A 19,076-nucleotide genomic window follows, 5' to 3' on the forward strand; every position below is an offset into this window, starting at 1 on the left:
CCCTCCCAAATCAAACCCGCTATTGTAGCGTGTGGCAGGGGCAAGGCGCTACGCCCGCCGATTTACCAGGTCAGCACGATCTTGCCGATGTGCTCGCTCGACTCCATCAGCCGGTGCGCGTCGGCCGCCTGCGCGGCCGGGAACACCTGGTGGATCACCGGCTTGATCTTGCCGGCCGCCAGCAGAGGCCAGACCTGCTGGTGCAGCGCCGCGGCGATCTTGCCCTTGAACGATGCCGGGCGCGGACGCAGCGTCGAGCCGGTCACGGTGATGCGCCGGCGCAGGATGTCGCCCAGCGGGATCTCGGCCTTGGCGCCGCCCAGCAGCGCGATGATGACGATGCGGCCATCGTCGGCGATGCACTTGAGCTCGCGCGCCAGGTACGGGCCGGCGACCATGTCGAGGATCACGTCGACCCCCTTGCCGCCGGTCAGCGTGGCCACTTCGGCAACGAAGTCCTGGGTCTTGTAGTTGATGGCGCGATCGGCACCGAGGTCTTCGCAGGCCTTGCACTTGTCGTCGGTGCCGGCGGTGACGAACACCTTGTAGCCCAGCGCCTTGGCGATCTGGATCGCGGTGGTGCCGATGCCGCTGGAGCCGCCCTGGATCAGCAGCGTTTCGTCCTTGCCGCGCGGGCCCTGGCCCAGGTAGCCACGATCGAACACATTGCTCCACACCGTGAAGAAGGTTTCCGGCAACGCGGCTGCTTCGATATCGCTGAGGCCGTCAGGGGCCGGCAATACCTGCGCCAGCGGCGCTGTGCACAGCTGTGCGTAGCCGCCGCCCTGCACCAGCGCGCAGACGCGGTCACCCACCTTGAGGCCAAAGCGGTTATCGGCATGCGACAGGTCGCCGCCCACCACCACGCCCGCCACTTCCAGGCCGGGCAGGTCCGAGGCACCCGGCGGCACCGGATAGTTGCCGGTCCGCTGGAAAACGTCGGGGCGGTTCACGCCGGCGGCCGCCACGCGGATCAGCACCTCGCCCGCGGCGGGCACGGGATCGGGCCGCTCGGTCAGCTGGAGGACTTCGGGGGCGCCGTATTCGCGGATCTCGATGGCTTGCATGCTTCTTTGCTCCTTGTCTTTGCTCGGTGTGAGCCTTCGCTCGATGGGTTGCCGCAGTGTAAACAAAAAAACGGCCGGGCATCGCCCGGCCGTTTCTTCCGCGGCGCCGCCTTGCGGCGGCACCTTCGGGACAGCAGTGCCCCGCTTACTGCTGCTGCTCCGAGCCGCCGGCCGGCGCTGCCGGCGCGGCGCTTTCGCCAGCGTTGATCGGGCTGATGCTGCCGCCCTCTTCGGCCAGTGCGGCCTTCAGCGACAGGCGCAGGCGGCCCTTCTCGTCGGCCTGGATCAGCTTGACGCGGACCTGCTGGCCTTCCTTCAGCCAGTCCTTGATGTCCTTGACACGCTCGTTGACGATTTCCGAGATGTGCAGCAGGCCGTCCTTGCCCGGCAGGATGTTGACGATGGCGCCGAAGTCCAGCAGCTTCAGCACGGTGCCGGCGTAGATCTTGCCCACTTCGGCTTCCGCGGTGATGCCCTCGATACGGCGCTTGGCTTCGGCCATGCCTTCGGTCGAGGTCGAGGCGATGGTGATGGTGCCGTCTTCCTGGATGTCGATGGTGGTGCCGGTTTCCTTGGTCAGCGCCTGGATGGTCGAGCCGCCCTTGCCGATCACTTCGCGGATCTTGTCCGGATGGATCTTCATGGTGATCATGCGCGGAGCGTGCGCCGACAGCTCGGTGCGGGCGTGGCCCATCGCTTCCTGCATGTTCGACAGGATGTGCAGGCGGCCTTCCTTGGCCTGCGCCAGCGCGACCTGCATGATCTCCTTGGTGATGCCCTGCACCTTGATGTCCATCTGCAGCGCGGTGATGCCGTTGTCGGTACCCGCCACCTTGAAGTCCATGTCGCCCAGGTGATCTTCATCGCCCAGGATGTCGGTCAGCACCGCGAACTTGTTGCCCTCCAGGATCAGGCCCATGGCCACGCCGGCCACGTGCGCCTTGACCGGAACACCGGCGTCCATCAGCGCCAGGCAGCCGCCGCACACCGAAGCCATCGACGACGAACCGTTGGATTCGGTGATTTCCGACACCAGGCGGATGGTGTAGGCGAACTCATCGTCCTTCGGCAGCACCGGGATCAGTGCGCGCTTGGCCAGGCGGCCGTGGCCGATTTCGCGGCGCTTCGGGCTGCCCACGCGGCCGGTCTCGCCGGTGGCGAACGGGGGCATGTTGTAGTGGAGCATGAAGCGGTCGCGGTATTCGCCGGCGAGCGCGTCGATGATCTGCTCGTCGCTCTTGGTGCCCAGCGTTGCCACCACCAGCGCCTGGGTCTCGCCGCGGGTGAACAGCGCCGAGCCGTGCGCGCGCGGCAGCACCGACGAGCGGATCTCGATCGGGCGCACGGTGCGGGTGTCGCGGCCGTCGATGCGCGGCTCGCCGTTCAGGATCTGGCCGCGCACGATCTTCGCTTCCAGGTCGAACATGATGTTGCCGACTTCCACCTTGTCGGCTTCGACGCCGGCCTCGGCCAGCGCGGCGGCCACGTTGGCCGACACTTCCTTCAGCTTCTGGCTGCGCGCCGACTTCTGGCGCAGCTGGTAGGCCTCTTGCAGCAGCGGCAGCGCGACTTCGGTGACCTTGGCGATCAGCGGCTCGTTCTTGGCGGCCGGGGCCCAGTCCCACTCCGGCTTGCCGCCTTCGCGCACCAGTTCATGGATGGCGTTGATGGCGGTCTGCATCTGCTCGTGGCCATAGACCACGGCGCCCAGCATCACGTCTTCCGACAGCTGGTTGGCTTCCGATTCCACCATCAGCACGGCGCGCTCGGTACCGGCGACGATCAGGTCCAGATCAGAGGTGGCGAGCTGCGAGCGGGTCGGGTTGAGCAGGTACTGGCCGTCCTTGTAGCCGACGCGCGCGGCGCCCACCGGGCCGCTGAACGGGATGCCCGACACGGCCAGCGCGGCCGACGCGCCTATCAGCGCGGGGATGTCGGCGGGCACATCCGGGTTCAGCGACACCACGTGCACCACCACCTGCACTTCGTTGTAGAAGCCTTCCGGGAACAGCGGACGCAGCGGACGATCGATCAGGCGCGAGGTCAGGGTCTCGTTTTCCGACGGACGGCCTTCACGCTTGAAGAAGCCGCCGGGGATCTTGCCGGCGGCGTAGGTCTTCTCGATGTAGTCGACGGTCAGCGGGAAGAAGTCCTGGCCCGGCTTCGGGTTCTTGGCGGCGACCACGGTCGCCAGCACCACGGTGTCCTCCACATCGACCAGCACGGCACCGCCGGCCTGGCGGGCGATCTCGCCGGTTTCCATGCGGACCTTGTGCTGGCCCCACTGGAATTCCTTGACGACCTTGTTGAACATGGACATGTGCATTCCTTGACTTGCGTGCTGGCCGCGCGATTCACGCAATGACACGCGCGCGGCCTGCGACGCCTGCGTTCTCAGCCGCAGGCAAACTGCCGGGTTGCCGGTCGCGGTCGCAGGGAAGTGCTATGCCATTCCAGCACGGCACCGGCGTTGCCGATGCCGTGCTGGAATGACACAAAGCCCTGTTTCCTTGCCCGATCCGGGTGTTAGATAAAAAGAACAACTTACTCCGTTGCGCGGCTTGCCGCAACGGCGCCCGCGCCATCGACATGGCCGGGCGGCGTGAAGCAAAAATCACTCCGTTCACAGCCTGCATTCCGGCGGCACGGATTTGCCCCGCCAGAAATGCAAAATGCCTGCTCAGCAATGCTGAAGCAGGCATCGAGGCCTCACGCGAAACCGTGCAAACCCAGGAATCGCGCTGCCATCGGACGCAACCTTACTTGCGCAGACCCAGCTTTTCGATCAGGGCGCGGTAACGGTCGGCATCGTTGGACTTGAGGTAGTCCAGCAGGCGGCGACGGCGGCTCACCATGCGCAGCAGGCCGCGGCGGCTGTGGTGGTCCTTCATGTTGGCCTTGAAGTGCGGGGTCAGTTCGTTGATGCGGGTGGTCAGCAGGGCCACTTGCACTTCGGGGCTGCCAGTGTCGTTGGCGCCACGGGCGAACTGCTTGATGACTTCGGACTTGTTGATATCGGCGACTGCCATGATGATTTCCTTTCACTTGCGAACGCTACAGCGCGGGATGCGCCGCATGCGTCGTGCCATGTAATTGACTGGCTGTTGCCGCCACCGGACCGGGGCCAGGTAACGACAGCCGCGGATTATAGCCGAAAAGCCGGTGCAGGAGTACCCGGCGCCCCGCCGCTCATGGACGGTCCATCCTGCAGGTGGTCGGCAGCGTGGTCTGCGCGGCCTTGAGCTTGCGCACGGTGCGGAAGCCATAGCCCGAGCCCTCGTTGTCGAAGCGCACGGCGCCGCCCTGGCGCTCCATCACCGACACGTACAGCGGCTGCAGCACCTGGTGGTCGTCGGCCCGCACCGTGGCTTCGTGGAAGTCGTTGACGTAGCGCATGTGCTCGAGCGCTCGCGCCACCTTGACCGCGTCGGTGGAGCCGGCCTGCGTAATCGCGCGCGCCAGCATCTCGACCATCATCTGCATGCGCAGGTGGACGTAGTCGTCCTTGGGCTCAGGATAGCGCGCCCGGAATTCCTGGTAGAACGCATCGGACGCCGCCCCGCCCACATTGGGATGCCACTCGGCCACGGCCAGCACGCGCCCGACCCCGGCATCGCCCATCGCCGCCGGCGCGCCCAGGCCATTGCCGTAGAAGGTATAGAACTTGGCCCGCAGCCCGCCCTCGCGCGCGGCCTTGACCATCAGCGTCAGGTCGTTGCCCCAGTTGCCAGTGATGACCGCATCGGCCCCGCTGGCCTTGATCTTGGCGATATAGGGCGCGAAATCCTTGATCTTGCCGATCGGGTGGAACTCGTCGCCGACGATCTGGATATCGGGCCGGCGCGCCGCCAGCATCTCGCGCGCCGAGCGTGCCACCTGGTGGCCGAAGCTGTAGTCCTGGTCGATCAGGTACACGCGGCGCACCGCCTGGTCCTGGCGAATAACTTCGGTCAGCGCCTGCATGCGCATGTCGGCGCTGGCATCGAAGCGAAAATGCCAGAAGCTGCAGTTCTCGTTGGTCAGGCTGGGATCGACCGCCGAATAGTTCAAAAACAGCACGCGCGCGTCGGGCTGGCGCGCGTTATGGCGGTTGATGGCCGACACCAGCGCCCCCGCCACCGCCGAGCTGTTGCCCTGCAGCACAAACGGGATACGCTTGTCGGTCAGCGCGCGCAGCTGGATCAGGCTTTCGTCGACATTGCCCTTGCTGTCGAAGGTGACCAGCTCGAGCGGCCGCACACCTTCGGCGGTCTTCACGCCGCCGCGCGCGTTGATGCGCTCGATCGCCAGTCGCAGGTTGCGCGCCACCGCTTCGCCGGCATTGGCGAACGGGCCGGACAGGCCGTCGATCATGCCCAGCCGGATCGGCTCCTGCGCCGAGGCGCCCGCCGCTGCCGCCAGCAACAACCCGCCCAGCCATCCCCGCCACCGCGCCGCAACCGTCATTCGTCTCTCCTGGAAAGCGCTGGATAGTACGGCAGCGTCCGGTTGCGGGCAAATACCGGCGCGGAGCGCATCCGCACCGCCAGTTCCGGGGAGAACCTGCCGGTTATCGGCAGATCCGCACAAAAGCTGCGTTGGATGCACACACCGGCCGCCGCCGGACTACACTGGCGGTATCCATACCCCATCCATCGATCGAGGTCCAGCCATGAATTCCGTCATCGCCAAGGGCGCGCGCCGTCTCGTGCTGGCGCTGGGCGTCGCCATGCTGTCCGCCTGCGCCACGCTGATGCCGGTGCAGGAAGGCAGCCGGCTGGTGGGCCAGCCGCAGGCCGCGGTGCAGGCCATGTTCGGGCCGCCCACCGAAGTATTCCCGCTGCGCGACGGCACCACGCGCTGGATCTACTCGAAGCAGCCGATGGGCCAGTATGCCTACGGCGCCGACTTCGACCGCAACGGCAACCTGACCGCGTTCCGCAACATGCTGTCGACGCCGGAGCTGTACAAGGCGCAGGTCAACACCTGGACCAAGCGCGACGTGGCCGAGCACTTTGGCGTGACGCGGCTGCCGGTCAGCTACTACCCGCGCATGCGCAACGAGGTCTGGTCCTACCGCTTCCTCCACGAAGACGTCTGGCCGTCGCTGTTCCACTTCTATTTCGACGATGCCGGCGTGCTGCGCCGGACCCAGATCACGCCCGACCCGCTCTACGACCCCGACGAACGCCGCTTTTTCTGATGCGCGCGCGGTGTAAGCCGCTGCGTGCCCATGAAAAAGCCCGCCGTCCCCGGGTCGGGAAGGGCGGGCCTGGTCCGTACGTTAGGGCCGGGTAGGCCTTCCGCCGTCAGCGCAGGGGCCTGGATCAGATCTGCGGGTTGATCTTCTGCACCGCCTTGTCGTGCAGCTTGTTCAGCGCGGCCAGGTAGGCCTTGGCCGAGGCCGCGACGATATCCGGGTCGGTGCCCACGCCGTTGACGATGCGGCCGGCCTTGGACAGGCGCACCGTGACTTCGCCCTGGGCCTCGGTGCCGCCGGTGATCGCGTTGACCGAATACAGCACCATTTCGGCGCCGCTGGCCACGCGCGATTCGATCGCATGCAGCGTGGCGTCGACCGGGCCGTTGCCCTCGCCCTCGCCGCTCTGCTCCTGGCCGTCCATGCTGAACACCACGCGCGCATGCGGACGCTCGCCGGTCTCGGAGCGCTGCGACAGCGAGATAAAGCGGAAGTGTTCGTTGGCGTCGTGCTGGGCCTCGTTCGAGACGATGGCGACGATGTCCTCGTCGAAGATCTCGGCCTTCTGGTCGGCCAGCTCCTTGAAGCGCGTGAAGGCGGCGTTGACCTCGCTCTCGCTATCGAGCTCGATGCCCAGCTCTTGCAGGCGCTGCTTGAAGGCGTTGCGGCCCGACAGCTTGCCCAGCACGATCTTGTTGGCGGTCCAGCCCACGTCTTCGGCGCGCATGATCTCGTAGGTGTCGCGCGCCTTGAGCACGCCGTCCTGGTGGATGCCCGAGGCATGCGCGAAGGCGTTGGCGCCGACCACGGCCTTGTTCGGCTGCACCGCGAAGCCGGTGATCTGCGACACCAGCTTGGACGCCGGCACGATCTGCGTGGTGTCGATGCCAAGGTCCAGGTTGAAGTAGTCGCGGCGCGTCTTTACCGCCATCACCACCTCTTCCAGGCTGGTGTTGCCGGCGCGCTCGCCGAGGCCGTTGATGGTGCATTCGATCTGGCGCGCGCCGGCCATCTTGACCGCCGCCAGCGAGTTGGCCACGGCCATGCCGAGGTCGTTATGGCAGTGCACCGACCACACCGCCTTGTCCGAGTTGGGGATGCGCTCGCGCACCGAGCGGATCAGCTCGGCATAGCCTTCCGGCACGGCGTAGCCCACCGTATCGGGCAGGTTGATGGTGGTGGCGCCCTCGGCGATCACGCCTTCGAGCACGCGGCACAGGAAGTCCATGTCCGAGCGGCTGCCGTCTTCCGGCGAGAACTCGATGTCGTCGGTGAACTGGCGCGCAAAGCGCACCGCCAGGCGCGCCTGCTGGTAGACCTCGTCCGGCGTCATGCGCAGCTTCTTCTCCATGTGCAGCGCGGAGGTGGCGATGAAGGTGTGGATGCGGAACGAGTTGGCCGGCTTGAGCGCCTCGGCCGCGCGGGCAATGTCCTTGTCGTTGGCGCGCGCCAGCGAGCAGATGGTGGAGTCCTTGACCACCTGCGCAATCGCGCGGATCGCCTCGAAGTCGCCGTTGGAGCTCGCCGCGAAACCGGCCTCGATCACATCGACCTTCAGGCGTTCCAGCTGGCGCGCAATGCGGATCTTCTCCTCGCGCGTCATCGAGGCGCCGGGCGACTGCTCGCCGTCACGCAAGGTGGTGTCGAAAATGATGAGTTTGTCAGACATGGTGTGGAGCTCCTGATTGCTTATGGTGTGCTGTCCCCGGCATGCTGCGTCCGGGCTTTACCGCCTGTTCCGCGCTCCACGGCTGTGGAATGCAAAACGCCCCGGCGTGCATGAAGCAGGCCGGGGCGTTGGAAAATTCCTTGCGGATTCCGCGCTAAGGGGTAAGTCCGTCCTTAGCGCGCGCGCGTCCCGACCTGATGGCCTAGTAGGCCACCTAGGGTGGTGCGGGCGATTAGGACTTGGCGCGAAATCATGGCTGCGACTATAGCCGACTTGGCGCGCACGCGCAACACAGGGTTTTGCCGCACGCGCCGCCGGCGACGGCTTCAGCCCTTGGGCGGAATGCGCAACTTCTGGCCCGGATAGATCTTGTCCGGGTGGCTCAGCATCGGCTTGTTGGCCTCGAAGATCTTGTTGTACTCGGCGCCGTTGCCGTAGGCGGCCTGCGCGATCGCCCACAGCGTGTCGCCCTTGACCACGGTATGCCATTGCGACTCGGCCGACTCGACATTGACCGACATCTTGTCCTCGACCTTGTCGACGCCCTCGACATTGCCGGCGCACAGGATGATCTTCTCGCGCGTGGCCTGGTCGGGTGCCACGCCGAACACGGTGACAAGGCCCTGCGAGCCGTCGACCTGCACCATCAGCCCGGTCGCGTCCAGCCCCATCTTCCTGATATACGCCTCGATCGCGTCGCCCGCGGCGCGATTGGCGGCATCGACCTTCTCCGCCGATGCATCCGCCGCGGCCGCTGCCTGCGCGGCTTTGGCCTCGCCGGTGCCGAACAGCTTTTCTCCCGCTTCCTTGATGAAGTCGAACATGCCCATGACATCCTCCTGACGGTGGGTGGAAAACACTGCAGAGTGCCACGACTCTCTGGCCGCGGCATGGAAACAATGGTGAATCCCGCAATGCATGAAGGGCGCCTGAGCGCCCTTCTGCGATTTATTCCCGCGGCTTCTTCTCGATCGCCGGCTTGCCATGCATGGCCCGCCAGGCCCACAGCACATAGCCCGAAATCGCGTAGGCCACGAACAGCCCGAACAGCGCCACCGGCGGATCGGTCGAGACCACCACGAACAGCACCAGGACCAGCACCATCATGCCGAACGGCACGCGGTAGCGCACGTCGAGCGCCTTGCCGCTGTAGAACGGCGCGTTGGACACCATCGACAGCCCCGCGTACAGCGTGATGCCGAACGCCACCCACGGCATCCACAACTCCTTGACCGGCAGCTTGTTGTCGATCACCAGCCAGACAAAGCCGGCCACCAGCGCCGCCGCGGCCGGGCTCGGCAGCCCCTGGAAGAAGCGCTTGTCGACGACGCCGATATTGGCGTTGAAGCGCGCCAGCCGCAGTGCCGCGCAGGTGCAGTAGACGAACGCGGCGATCCAGCCCCACTTGCCCAGGTCATGCAGGATCCATTCGTACATCACCAGCGCCGGCGCGACGCCGAACGAGGTCATGTCCGAGAGCGAGTCATACTGCTCGCCGAACGCGCTTTGCGTATTGGTGATGCGCGCCACGCGCCCGTCCATGCCATCGAGCACCATGGCCGCGAAGATGGCGATGGCGGCGGCGTCGAAGCGCATGTTCATGGCCTGCACGATGGCGAAGAAGCCGGCAAACAGCGCCGCGGTGGTGAAGGCGTTGGGCAGCAGGTAGATGCCGCGCCGGCGCGGACGCTGGTAGACGATGTCGTGGTCGTCGGCGGCTTCGTCGTCGAAGTCGTCGGTGCCGCGCAGCTGGTTGTGGCGGAACGGCCGCAGGTGGGTCACGTTGCCGTTGCTGCCGCGCTTGTTACGTCGATGGAAGGCAACCATCACTGTCCTCCGGTCAGGCCGCCGCTCACTGCACGTCGAGTTCGGCGAGGATGGTCGACGAGGCCGAGACCTTCTCGCCGATGGTCACGCGCGGGCGTGCGTCGAGCGGCAGGTACACGTCGACACGCGAGCCGAAGCGGATAAAGCCGTAGCGCTGGCCGCGCGAGAGGTTGTCGCCGGCCTTGGTGTAGCACAGGATGCGGCGGGCCACCAGGCCCGCCACCTGCACCAGCGTGACCAGCTGGCCATCGGCCGCGCGGCGGATCAGCACGGCGTTGCGCTCGTTCTCGGTCGAGGCCTTGTCCAGGTCGGCATTGACGAACTTGCCGGGAAAGTATTCGACCTTCTCCACCGCACCGTCGACCGAGACGCGGTTCGAGTGCACGTTGAAGACGTTCATGAAGACGCTGATCTTCAGCGCCTCGCGGTTGGCGTACGGGTCCATCGTCTTCTCGACCACGACGATGCGGCCGTCGGCCGGCGCCAGCACGGCATTGGGCGCCGACGGGATCGGGCGCGGCGGGTCGCGGAAGAACTGCAGCACGAACACCGTGATGATCCACAGCGGCAGCGCCCACCAGAAGCCCGCACTGGCATGCACCAGCAGCGAGATGACAAAGGCGCCGGCCAGGAACGGCCAGCCTTCACGGGCGATCAGCGGATGAGGATAGTTCATGCAGTACGAATTTCGATGGAGTCAAAGCCAGGCCAGGACGCCGCGTGGCAAGCCCATAGGGGCGGCGGAAACAGCAGCCGTCTTGCGCCCGGAGAGCAGCATCCGGCACGCCTTGCCTGGAAAGTTCGACAAGGATAACAAAAAGCCGTTCAGGTTCCGGCTTATTCCCTTCCGATGATAGAAGGGCGTGGCACGGAACGCTGAACGGCTTTGGCCCGCCGCCGTGCGGCGCGGGCCATCAGGCAGCGCTGCAGATCAGTTCTTCGACTGGTCGACCATCTTGTTCTTGGCGATCCACGGCATCATCGCGCGCAGCTTCTCGCCCACCACTTCGATTTCGTGCTCGGCGTTCAGGCGACGGCGCGAGATCAGCGTCGGGGCGCCGGCCTTGTTCTCCAGCAGGAAGCTCTTGGCGTATTCGCCGGTCTGGATGTCCTTCAGGCACTGCTTCATCGCCTTCTTGGTTTCCTCGGTCACCACGCGCGGGCCGGTGACGTACTCACCATACTCGGCGTTGTTCGAGATCGAGTAGTTCATGTTGGCGATGCCGCCTTCGTAGATCAGGTCGACAATCAGCTTCAGCTCGTGCAGGCACTCGAAGTAGGCCATTTCGGGAGCGTAACCGGCTTCCACCAGGGTCTCGAAGCCCGCCTTGATCAGCTCGACGGTGCCGCCGCACAGCACGGCTTGCTCGCCGAACAGGTCGGTTTCGGTTTCTTCGCGGAAGTTGGTCTCGATGATGCCGGCACGGCCGCCGCCGTTGGCGGTGGCGTACGACAGCGCGATGTCACGGGCGGCGCCGGACTTGTTCTGGTGCACGGCGATCAGGTGCGGCACGCCGCCACCTTGCGTGTAGGTGGCGCGCACGGTGTGGCCCGGGGCCTTCGGCGCGATCATGATCACGTCCAGGTCGGCGCGCGGGATCACGGCACCGTAGTGCACGTTGAAACCGTGGGCGAAGGCCAGCGCGGCGCCTTCCTTGATGTTGGCGTGCACTTCGTTCTTGTACACGTCGGCGATCTGCTCGTCCGGCAGCAGGATCATGACCACGTCGGCGTTCTTGACGGCCTCGGCCACTTCCTTGACCTGCAGGCCGGCGTTGACGGCCTTGTTCCACGACGCGCCGCTCTTGCGCAGGCCGACCGTCACGTTGACGCCCGAATCCTTCAGGTTCAGCGCGTGGGCGTGGCCCTGCGAGCCGTAGCCGATGATGGTGACGTTCTTGCCCTTGATCAGCGAGAGGTCGGCGTCCTTGTCGTAAAACACTTTCATGATGATTCCTTCAATCTCTGTCTTTTGTATGAGAGGAGCGGCATCCTCGCGCGCATCGTGTGCGTGCGGATCGCGCCGCCCCGGGGATACTGCGTGAAGCCGTTGGGCGAGCCGGGGCCGGTCAGACCTTCAGGATGCGCTCGCCGCGGCCGATGCCCGAGCCGCCGGTACGGACGGTCTCGAGGATGGCGGTACGGTCGATCGCGTCCAGGAACGCATCGAGCTTGACGCCGTTGCCGGTCAGCTCGATGGTGTAGGTCTTCTCGGTAACATCGATGATGCGGCCGCGGAAGATGTCGGCGGTGCGCTTCATTTCCTCGCGCTCCTTGCCCACCGCGCGCACCTTGACGAGCATCAGCTCGCGCTCGATGTGCGCGCCTTCGGTCAGGTCGACCACCTTGACCACTTCCACCAGGCGGTTCAGGTGCTTGGTGATCTGCTCGATCACGTCATCCGAACCGGTGGTGACGATGGTCATGCGCGACAGCGAGGAGTCCTCGGTCGGCGCCACGGTCAGCGTCTCGATGTTGTAGCCGCGGGCCGAGAACAGCCCCACCACGCGCGACAGCGCACCGGCTTCGTTTTCCAGCAGGACCGAAATGATGTGTCGCATTACAGGTCCTCCGCGCCGAGCAGCATTTCGGAAATGCCCTTGCCGGCCTGGACCATCGGCCAGACGTTTTCGGTGGGATCGGTCTGGAAGTCCAGGAACACGGTACGGTCCTTCAGGCGGAACGCCTCGCGCAGCGCCGGCTCGACGTCTGAGGTCTTCTCGACCCGCATGCCGACGTGGCCATAGGCCTCGGCCAGCTTGACGAAATCAGGCAGCGCATCCATGTAGGAGTGCGAGTAGCGGTTGTCGTACTCGATCTCCTGCCACTGGCGCACCATGCCGAGGTAGCCGTTGTTGAGCGAGCAGATCTTCACCGGGGTGTCGTACTGCAGGCAGGTCGACAGCTCCTGGATGCACATCTGGATCGAGCCTTCACCGGTGATGGTGACGACCTCCTTCTCCGGGAATGCCTTCTTGATGCCCATCGCGTACGGCAGGCCCACGCCCATCGTGCCCAGGCCGCCGGAGTTGATCCAGCGGCGCGGCTCGTTGAACTTGTAGAACTGCGCGGCCCACATCTGGTGCTGGCCGACGTCGGAGCAGATGAAGGCGTCTCCGTGGGTCAGTTCCCAGATCTTTTCAACCACGTACTGCGGCTTGATGATCTCGGAGCTGCGGTCGTACTTCAGGCAGTCGACCGAGCGCCATTGCTCGATCTGCTCCCACCACCTGGCCAGGGCCTCGCGCTTGGGCTTGACGTCGCTGGCCTTGATCTGGGCGATCAGTTCCTGCAGCACATCCTTGACGTTGCCGACGATGGGGATGTCGACCTTGACGCGCTTGGAAATCGACGACGGGTCGATATCGATATGGATGATCTTGCGGGCCTGCGAGGTGAAGTGCGACGGGTTGCCGATCACGCGGTCATCGAAGCGGGCACCGATGGCGATCAGCACGTCGCAGTTCTGCATGGCCATGTTGGCTTCATACGTGCCGTGCATGCCGAGCATGCCGACGAACTGCTTGTGGGTGCCGGGGAACGCGCCCAGGCCCATCAGCGTGTTGGTCACCGGATGGCCGGTCATCGCGGCCAGCTGGCGCAGTTCATCGCTGGCATTGGCCAGCACTACGCCGCCGCCGCTGTAGATGTACGGACGCTCCGCGTTCTGCAGCAGCGCCACCGCCTTGCGGATCTGGCCCGAGTGCCCCTTGTTGACCGGGTTGTACGAGCGCATGTCGATCGACTTGGGGTACTCGTACTTGCAGGCATTGCGCGAGACATCCTTGGGGATGTCCACCACCACCGGGCCGGGACGGCCGGTCGAGGCAATGAAGAACGCTTTCTTGATGGTCGCGGCGAGGTCGCGCACGTCCTTCACCAGGAAGTTGTGCTTGACGATCGGACGGGTGATGCCGACGGTGTCGCACTCCTGGAAGGCGTCCTGGCCAATGGCGTGGGTCGGCACGTTGCCGGTGATCACCACCATCGGGATCGAGTCGAGGTAGGCGGTGGCAATACCGGTGACGGCATTGGTCACGCCGGGGCCCGAGGTCACCAGGGCGACGCCCACCTTGCCGGTTGCGCGTGCGTAGCCATCCGCGGCATGGACCGCGGCCTGCTCGTGGCGCACCAGGATGTGCTCGAACTTGGTTTGCTTGTGGAGCTCGTCGTAGATATACAGCACTGCGCCGCCGGGGTAGCCCCAGACGTACTCGACGCCTTCTTCGGCAAGTGCGTGAACGAGAATTTCCGCCCCGATCATTTCGGGTGCGGCAGATGAATTGCTGTCGGCGTGGGAGAATTCCGCGCTGGGCATGTTCATTTCAGTCCTTTGCAATTTTCGGCAAAAAATTGTTTGGATGCTCTCTGCCGAACTTGTGGCTCGGGTTCAAGCGGTGCGCGTCTGCATGGAAGACCGCCTCATAAGCGGCCGGATGAGACAACCACTGATGTCGTGTGAACCGTCGATGATACTGCAATGCACCAGCGCGGTCTACGGTTGTTTGCGCCGCCGGCGCCGGCAAGTTCCCGGGACCGGCAAAAAAGTTTTCCGCACTGCCATGTATTTCCCGCCATACAAAACGGTACAGCGCGGCGAAATTTTGCTAGCATCGCAGCACATTGGGGCCCTGCGCGCCCCCTGCAGCACATTCACCAAAACCGGGCACTTGGTCCCGGTGCAACAAGCCCCAACCGCCTGAATGGCAACCGACCAGGAACTGTCCGCCTTTCTTGCCAGCGTCGAGCGGCGCGCCTTCAAGCAGGCCGTGTTCGCCGTGCGCGACGACGAGGCCGCGCTGGACATCGTCCAGGACGCCATGATCAAGCTGGCCGAGAAGTATGGCGACAAGGGTGCCGCGGAGCTCGCGCCGCTGTTCCAGCGCATCCTGCAGAACACCATCCATGACTGGTTCCGGCGCCAGAAGGTGCGCAACACCTGGGTCTCGCTGTTTTCCAGCCTGCGCGACGACCGCGACGGTGGCGACGACAGCGACCTGCTGGAGACGCTCGAGGCCCAGGCCGGCTCGGAATCGGCCGAAAGCAGCGCCGACAAGGTCGAGCGCGCGCAGGTCATGCACATCATCGAGCAGGAGATCCAGCGCCTGCCCACGCGTCAACGCCAGGCATTCCTGATGCGTTACTGGGAAGATATGGACGTCGCCGAGACCGCGGCCGTGATGGGCTGTTCCGAAGGCAGCGTCAAGACGCACTGTTCCCGTGCCACGCACACACTTGCGCAGGCCCTGCGCGCACGGGGGGTCCGACTATGAGCAGAAACGACAAAGAAATCCGCGAACGCCGGTTCGCGCATGAGGTTCGCGCGGCACTCGACGCCGGCGCCGAAGCCTTGCCGGCCGACATTTCCGAACGGCTCGCCGCCGCGCGCCGGATGGCGGTTGCCCGCAAGAAGGCCGAAGCGCCCGTGCTGGTGCCGCAGCTTGCCATGCCGGGCGCGCAGGCGCCGCTGTTCGACGACGACACCTCGCCGCTGCACCGCGCCGGCGCCTGGCTGCGCCGGCTGGGGCTGGTCTGGACGCTGGTCGCGCTGGGCGCCGGGCTGGCAGGCATCTACCACTGGCAGGAGCAGAAGCGCATCGAGGAGCTGGCCGATATCGACGCGGCGATGCTGCTCGACGACCTGCCGCCCACGGCTTACGCCGACGAGGGCTTCCACGTGTTCCTGAAGCACGGGCAATAGCATGGCGCCCCCGCTTCCCTACCCCGACTCCCTGCGCCGCCGGCTGGCCGCCCTGCTGGCGGGCGTAGCCGCCTGCTGCCTGCTGCTTCCCGCCACGGCGCAGGCACAGGGGGCTTCCGCGGTGGACGCAGCCGCTGCCCCCCATGCGGCCCAGCCGGTCGGCGCCAAACCCGCCTGGGCCGACCTGAGCCCGGTCAACCAGCGCATCCTGGCGCCACTGCAGCCGCTGTGGGACAGCCTGCCGGAGCTGAACCGCCACAAATGGCTGCGCATCGCCGCGCGCTATCCGAAGTATTCGCCGGCCGAGCAGGCCCGGCTGCAGGCGCGCATGGCGGAGTGGGTCCGGATGACCCCTCAGCAACGCCGGCTGGCGCGCGAAAACTACCAGATCACCCGCTCGCTGCCGACCGAGAAGAAGGCCGAGGCCTGGGACAAGTACCAGCAACTCCCCGAAGAGCAGAAGAAAAAGCTGGCCGCCACCGACCACGTGCCGCGCCGCCCCGGCGCCGTCAGCGCGCTGCCCAGCGGCAAGCGCCTGCCCAGCGACACCGGCCGCCAGCTGCGCCATGAACGCAAGACGGGCGCGGGCCACGCTGCCCATCCGGCCGGTACGCCGGCCAGCGAGGGCGCAGCGCTACCCGCAGCCGCGGCAGCCGCGGCTGCTGCCATGGCAGTGGCGTCCGCCCCTGCCGCTGCCACTCCGGCAACGTCCGCAAGCGCCGCGCTTCCCGCGGCCAGCGCGCCGGCCACCGCGCCAGCCCAGGCTCCCACCGAAGCGACGGCCGCGGCGTCCGACGCGACCGTGCGCGAGTAATTCGCAGGCCATTTGGCATAATGGCCGTTTGAGGCTGGCCGCCACACGCGGGCCAGCTTCGCCAGGCCCGCACCGGCATCCGCATGCCACGCGCCGGCGCCCTGTTCAGAACGCCATCGATGCCCGCTGCCACCCTCGACCCCGTACCCCCTGCCGCGTCCGCGCCAGCCGCCCCGCCGCTGCGCCGCCGCATCGCCTGCATGCTTTATGAAGGCGTGCTGCTGTTCGGCGTGCTGAGCGCCTCGACCGCCGCCTACCTGCTGGTGCGGCCGCTGCTGCAGAAACTGGGCGCGGACGGGCCGCTGGTGATCCAGCTGTGGAGCTTCATCGTGATGGGGCTGTATTTCACCTGGTTCTGGCAGCGCAACGGCCAGACCCTGGCGATGCAGACCTGGCGCATGCGCGTCGAAAACGCCGCCGGCGTGCCGCCGCGCTGGCCGCAGGCGGCGCTGCGCTACGTGCTGGCGTGGCTGTGGTTGCCGCCGTCGGCAGCCGTCGGCCATCTGCTCGGGCTGGTCAAGGGCCCGTTCGTCGGCGTGCTGTGCGCCGGCCTGCTGATCTGGATCCTGCTGGCCTGGCTGGACCCGCGCCGCCAGTTCCTGCACGACCGCCTGGCCGGCACGCGCCTGACGGACCTGCGCACCAAGCCATGAGCCTGGGCGCCGCCGGCATCCGCCGCGTCGCGGTGACCGTGCAGGCGGCCGCGGCGCTGGGCATTGCCGCGGCGCTGGTACGCAGCGCCGCATGGCCGTGGCCCGGCGCGCTCGCCGCCGGCGCGGGGCTGATCCTGGGCGGCTTCGCCGCCGGCATCGCCATCGCCTTCGCGCTGAGCGGACGCGGCCTGTGGGTCGCACGCGGCGATCACCCGCCCGCGCCGCCCGCTGAACTTGCCGCCACCCGCAAGCCGCTGCGGCTGGCGCAGGCGTTGCGCTGCTACGGCGCCGAATGCCTGGCGGTGCTGCGCATGTTCGACTGGCTGCAACCCTTCCGCGCGCGGGCGCCGTTTGCGCCGGCCGACCATGCCCGGCCCGGCCGCGATGCCCCGCCGGTGCTGCTGGTCCACGGCTACGCCTGCGGGCAGGCGATCTGGCTCGACATGCAGCCGGCGCTGGCCGCCGCCGGCTACCGCTGCCACGGGATCGACCTGGAACCCGTGTTCGGCGACATCGACGACTACGCGCACGCGCTGCTGGCCGCAATGCGGCGCATCCGCGCCGAAAGCGGGCGCGCGCCGCTGCTGCTTTGCCACAGCATGGGCGGCCTGGCCGCGCGCGCCGCGCTGCAGCTGGCCGGCGACGAAGACCTCTGCGCCGGCATCGTGACGCTGGGCAGCCCGCACCACGGCAGCGCGCTGGCGCGCTTTGGCGGCGGCCACAACGCGCGCCAGATGCGCTGCGGCAGCCCCTGGCTGCGCGCGCTGGCGGCCGCGGAAACTCCGCGGCTGCGCGCGCGCATGATCTCGATCTTCAGCTGGCACGATTCGATCGCCGGGCCGCCCTGCACCGGGTGGCTCGATGGCGCCGGCCACATCGCGCTGTCCGGCATCGGCCATGTGTCGCTGCTGCGCCATCCCGCCGCGGTGCGTGCGGTGCTCGACGCACTGGCCGAGTTGTCCGCACGCGGCCGCTGAGCCGGCCGCGAGTCGGCCCATGCAGCGGTTGTCCCGCAGCTGCAACGATTCACATGTCAGTCATGTTTTCGTCACCGTCGCGTCATTGCTGGCTGGCTGAATGCAGCCATCGCCGCAACCGGGACTGGCATGGTGCAAGCAATCCGATCTTCCCGCAGGTATCTGTCGAAGGCCTCGCAACTGGCGCCATGGCTGCGCCGCGGCGCTGACAGCGGCCCCGCCGCGCCGATGACCGCCTTCATGGCGCCGGCACTCGATGGCGCCGCGCTGGCGCCGCCGCGCGAAGCGCAGGAAACCTATCCCCCCGAGCCGCACCCGATCCAGCGCTACCGTGCCATCTGGCTGTCGGACATCCACCTGGGAACGCCCGGCTGCCAGGCCGACTACCTGCTTGATTTTCTCAAGCACAACGAATCCGACCAGCTCTACCTGGTCGGCGACATCATCGACGGCTGGCAGCTGCGCCGCGGCTGGTACTGGCCGCAAAGCCACAACGACGTGGTGCAGAAGCTGCTGCGCAAGGCGCGCAAGGGCACCGAGGTGATCTACGTGCCCGGCAACCACGACGAAGCCGCGCGCCAGTTCGATGGCATGGCCTTCGGCGACATCACCGTGCGCGAAGAAGCGATCCACGTCACCGCCAGCGGGCGCCTCCTGTGGGTGGTGCACGGCGACCTGTTCGACGGCGTGGTGCAGCACGCGCGCTGGCTGGCCTACCTGGGCGATTCGCTCTACACCATGATCCTGGCGCTCAACCGGCACTTCAACCGGCTGCGCGCGCGCCTGGGCTTTCCGTACTGGTCGCTGTCGCAGTACCTGAAGCACCAGGTCAAGAACGCGGTCAACTACATCGGCGCGTTCGAGAGCGCGATGGTCGACGAGGCGCGCCGCCGCGGCTGCGACGGCGTGGTCTGCGGCCATATCCACAAGGCCGAGATCCGCGAGGTCAACGGGCAGCTCTACTGCAACGACGGCGACTGGGTCGAAAGCCTGTCGGCGCTGGTGGAAACCCTGGAAGGCGAACTGAAGATCGTCTACTGGACCACGCTGCTCGACGCGCCCGCGCCCGCCCTGCGCCGCCGGCGCCGCGCTGCCGTGGCCGGCTGAGCCGCGCCGGTCACGCTGATTTTGCATGGCTCCATCCGCCCCCCCGCCATCCGCATTGCCCTTCCACCGCGCCCAAGGAGGC

At 66.7% G+C, this 19,076-nt stretch carries 18 protein-coding genes; 7 read left to right on the forward strand and 11 right to left on the reverse strand.

Features of this window, described 5'->3' with window-relative positions; translation table 11 throughout:
- Positions 1 to 62: 62 nt before the first annotated feature.
- The 4 genes from MKD50_RS14190 to MKD50_RS14205 all read right to left on the reverse strand — a co-directional run bounded on the left by MKD50_RS14190 (position 63) and on the right by MKD50_RS14205 (position 5,513).
- Complete coding sequence (locus MKD50_RS14190) at positions 63 to 1,067, reverse strand: NAD(P)H-quinone oxidoreductase (protein ID WP_240073960.1); 1,005 nt, start codon at positions 1,065 to 1,067, stop codon at positions 63 to 65.
- A 145-nt stretch (positions 1,068 to 1,212) separates the two neighbouring features.
- The gene (pnp, locus tag MKD50_RS14195; protein ID WP_115706411.1) at positions 1,213 to 3,387 is read right to left on the reverse strand and encodes a polyribonucleotide nucleotidyltransferase; all 2,175 of its coding nucleotides are present in this window, start codon (positions 3,385 to 3,387) and stop codon (positions 1,213 to 1,215) included.
- Between the two features lie 439 nt (positions 3,388 to 3,826).
- A complete protein-coding gene (rpsO, locus tag MKD50_RS14200) occupies positions 3,827 to 4,096 on the reverse strand; it encodes a 30S ribosomal protein S15 (RefSeq protein WP_010809136.1) in 270 nt (89 codons plus the stop codon).
- A 160-nt stretch (positions 4,097 to 4,256) separates the two neighbouring features.
- On the reverse strand, positions 4,257 to 5,513 hold the full coding sequence (locus MKD50_RS14205) for a branched-chain amino acid ABC transporter substrate-binding protein (RefSeq protein ID WP_115706410.1): 1,257 nt from the start codon (positions 5,511 to 5,513) through the stop codon (positions 4,257 to 4,259).
- Positions 5,514 to 5,718: 205 nt separating this feature from the next.
- Here MKD50_RS14205 and MKD50_RS14210 point away from each other — a divergent pair, with 205 nt between their 5' ends.
- The gene (locus MKD50_RS14210) at positions 5,719 to 6,249 is read left to right on the forward strand and encodes a hypothetical protein (RefSeq protein WP_115706409.1); all 531 of its coding nucleotides are present in this window, start codon (positions 5,719 to 5,721) and stop codon (positions 6,247 to 6,249) included.
- Positions 6,250 to 6,373: 124 nt separating this feature from the next.
- Here MKD50_RS14210 and MKD50_RS14215 read toward each other — a convergent pair whose 3' ends face one another.
- From MKD50_RS14215 to MKD50_RS14245, 7 genes are all read right to left on the reverse strand, one after another.
- The gene (locus MKD50_RS14215) at positions 6,374 to 7,915 is read right to left on the reverse strand and encodes a 2-isopropylmalate synthase (RefSeq protein WP_115706408.1); all 1,542 of its coding nucleotides are present in this window, start codon (positions 7,913 to 7,915) and stop codon (positions 6,374 to 6,376) included.
- 326 nt (positions 7,916 to 8,241) lie between these two features.
- Entirely contained in the window at positions 8,242 to 8,745 is a 504-nt protein-coding gene (lysM, locus tag MKD50_RS14220; protein ID WP_062797740.1) for a peptidoglycan-binding protein LysM, read from the reverse strand.
- Between the two features lie 118 nt (positions 8,746 to 8,863).
- The gene (pssA, locus tag MKD50_RS14225; RefSeq protein WP_115706406.1) at positions 8,864 to 9,742 is read right to left on the reverse strand and encodes a CDP-diacylglycerol--serine O-phosphatidyltransferase; all 879 of its coding nucleotides are present in this window, start codon (positions 9,740 to 9,742) and stop codon (positions 8,864 to 8,866) included.
- A 25-nt stretch (positions 9,743 to 9,767) separates the two neighbouring features.
- Complete coding sequence (locus MKD50_RS14230) at positions 9,768 to 10,418, reverse strand: phosphatidylserine decarboxylase (protein WP_115706405.1); 651 nt, start codon at positions 10,416 to 10,418, stop codon at positions 9,768 to 9,770.
- 255 nt (positions 10,419 to 10,673) lie between these two features.
- Positions 10,674 to 11,690, reverse strand: coding sequence for a ketol-acid reductoisomerase (ilvC, locus tag MKD50_RS14235; RefSeq protein ID WP_012352318.1), 1,017 nt, complete (start codon positions 11,688 to 11,690; stop codon positions 10,674 to 10,676).
- A 121-nt stretch (positions 11,691 to 11,811) separates the two neighbouring features.
- Complete coding sequence (ilvN, locus tag MKD50_RS14240) at positions 11,812 to 12,303, reverse strand: acetolactate synthase small subunit (protein ID WP_012352317.1); 492 nt, start codon at positions 12,301 to 12,303, stop codon at positions 11,812 to 11,814.
- Positions 12,303 to 14,066, reverse strand: a complete 1,764-nt coding sequence (locus MKD50_RS14245) for an acetolactate synthase 3 catalytic subunit (RefSeq protein WP_115706403.1) — start codon at positions 14,064 to 14,066, stop codon at positions 12,303 to 12,305. Before MKD50_RS14245 ends, ilvN begins: the two co-directional genes overlap by 1 nt.
- A 379-nt stretch (positions 14,067 to 14,445) precedes the next feature.
- On the opposite strand from MKD50_RS14245, the gene MKD50_RS14250 reads away from it, so the two are divergent.
- From MKD50_RS14250 to MKD50_RS14275, 6 genes are all read left to right on the forward strand, one after another.
- Positions 14,446 to 15,015: an RNA polymerase sigma factor gene (locus tag MKD50_RS14250; protein ID WP_115706402.1), complete on the forward strand. Its 570-nt coding sequence runs from the start codon at positions 14,446 to 14,448 to the stop codon at positions 15,013 to 15,015.
- A complete protein-coding gene (locus tag MKD50_RS14255; RefSeq protein ID WP_115706401.1) occupies positions 15,012 to 15,443 on the forward strand; it encodes a DUF3619 family protein in 432 nt (143 codons plus the stop codon). Before MKD50_RS14250 ends, MKD50_RS14255 begins: the two co-directional genes overlap by 4 nt.
- 1 nt (position 15,444) lies before the next feature.
- Positions 15,445 to 16,257, forward strand: a complete 813-nt coding sequence (locus tag MKD50_RS14260) for a DUF3106 domain-containing protein (protein WP_252667383.1) — start codon at positions 15,445 to 15,447, stop codon at positions 16,255 to 16,257.
- Positions 16,258 to 16,376: 119 nt separating this feature from the next.
- A complete protein-coding gene (locus tag MKD50_RS14265; protein ID WP_252667384.1) occupies positions 16,377 to 16,910 on the forward strand; it encodes an RDD family protein in 534 nt (177 codons plus the stop codon).
- On the forward strand, positions 16,907 to 17,887 hold the full coding sequence (locus MKD50_RS14270; RefSeq protein ID WP_252667385.1) for an esterase/lipase family protein: 981 nt from the start codon (positions 16,907 to 16,909) through the stop codon (positions 17,885 to 17,887). Before MKD50_RS14265 ends, MKD50_RS14270 begins: the two co-directional genes overlap by 4 nt.
- 129 nt (positions 17,888 to 18,016) lie before the next feature.
- On the forward strand, positions 18,017 to 18,994 hold the full coding sequence (locus MKD50_RS14275; RefSeq protein ID WP_240073947.1) for a UDP-2,3-diacylglucosamine diphosphatase: 978 nt from the start codon (positions 18,017 to 18,019) through the stop codon (positions 18,992 to 18,994).
- Positions 18,995 to 19,076: the final 82 nt, after the last annotated feature.

Origin of the sequence: Cupriavidus mimosae (genome assembly GCF_023952485.1) — a bacterium.
Taxonomy (GTDB): domain Bacteria; phylum Pseudomonadota; class Gammaproteobacteria; order Burkholderiales; family Burkholderiaceae; genus Cupriavidus; species Cupriavidus taiwanensis_C.

What these genes read in the sequence shown, in the direction of transcription:
- MKD50_RS14190 (WP_240073960.1), bottom strand. Translation starts at nt 1,067, where the DNA reads ATGCAAGCCATCGAGATCCGCGAATACGGCGCCCCCGAAGTCCTCCAG.
- pnp (WP_115706411.1), bottom strand. Translation starts at nt 3,387, where the DNA reads ATGTCCATGTTCAACAAGGTCGTCAAGGAATTCCAGTGGGGCCAGCAC.
- rpsO (WP_010809136.1), bottom strand. Translation starts at nt 4,096, where the DNA reads ATGGCAGTCGCCGATATCAACAAGTCCGAAGTCATCAAGCAGTTCGCC.
- MKD50_RS14205 (WP_115706410.1), bottom strand. Translation starts at nt 5,513, where the DNA reads ATGACGGTTGCGGCGCGGTGGCGGGGATGGCTGGGCGGGTTGTTGCTG.
- MKD50_RS14210 (WP_115706409.1), top strand. Translation starts at nt 5,719, where the DNA reads ATGAATTCCGTCATCGCCAAGGGCGCGCGCCGTCTCGTGCTGGCGCTG.
- MKD50_RS14215 (WP_115706408.1), bottom strand. Translation starts at nt 7,915, where the DNA reads ATGTCTGACAAACTCATCATTTTCGACACCACCTTGCGTGACGGCGAG.
- lysM (WP_062797740.1), bottom strand. Translation starts at nt 8,745, where the DNA reads ATGGGCATGTTCGACTTCATCAAGGAAGCGGGAGAAAAGCTGTTCGGC.
- pssA (WP_115706406.1), bottom strand. Translation starts at nt 9,742, where the DNA reads ATGGTTGCCTTCCATCGACGTAACAAGCGCGGCAGCAACGGCAACGTG.
- MKD50_RS14230 (WP_115706405.1), bottom strand. Translation starts at nt 10,418, where the DNA reads ATGAACTATCCTCATCCGCTGATCGCCCGTGAAGGCTGGCCGTTCCTG.
- ilvC (WP_012352318.1), bottom strand. Translation starts at nt 11,690, where the DNA reads ATGAAAGTGTTTTACGACAAGGACGCCGACCTCTCGCTGATCAAGGGC.
- ilvN (WP_012352317.1), bottom strand. Translation starts at nt 12,303, where the DNA reads ATGCGACACATCATTTCGGTCCTGCTGGAAAACGAAGCCGGTGCGCTG.
- MKD50_RS14245 (WP_115706403.1), bottom strand. Translation starts at nt 14,066, where the DNA reads ATGAACATGCCCAGCGCGGAATTCTCCCACGCCGACAGCAATTCATCT.
- MKD50_RS14250 (WP_115706402.1), top strand. Translation starts at nt 14,446, where the DNA reads ATGGCAACCGACCAGGAACTGTCCGCCTTTCTTGCCAGCGTCGAGCGG.
- MKD50_RS14255 (WP_115706401.1), top strand. Translation starts at nt 15,012, where the DNA reads ATGAGCAGAAACGACAAAGAAATCCGCGAACGCCGGTTCGCGCATGAG.
- MKD50_RS14260 (WP_252667383.1), top strand. Translation starts at nt 15,445, where the DNA reads ATGGCGCCCCCGCTTCCCTACCCCGACTCCCTGCGCCGCCGGCTGGCC.
- MKD50_RS14265 (WP_252667384.1), top strand. Translation starts at nt 16,377, where the DNA reads ATGCCCGCTGCCACCCTCGACCCCGTACCCCCTGCCGCGTCCGCGCCA.
- MKD50_RS14270 (WP_252667385.1), top strand. Translation starts at nt 16,907, where the DNA reads ATGAGCCTGGGCGCCGCCGGCATCCGCCGCGTCGCGGTGACCGTGCAG.
- MKD50_RS14275 (WP_240073947.1), top strand. Translation starts at nt 18,017, where the DNA reads ATGGTGCAAGCAATCCGATCTTCCCGCAGGTATCTGTCGAAGGCCTCG.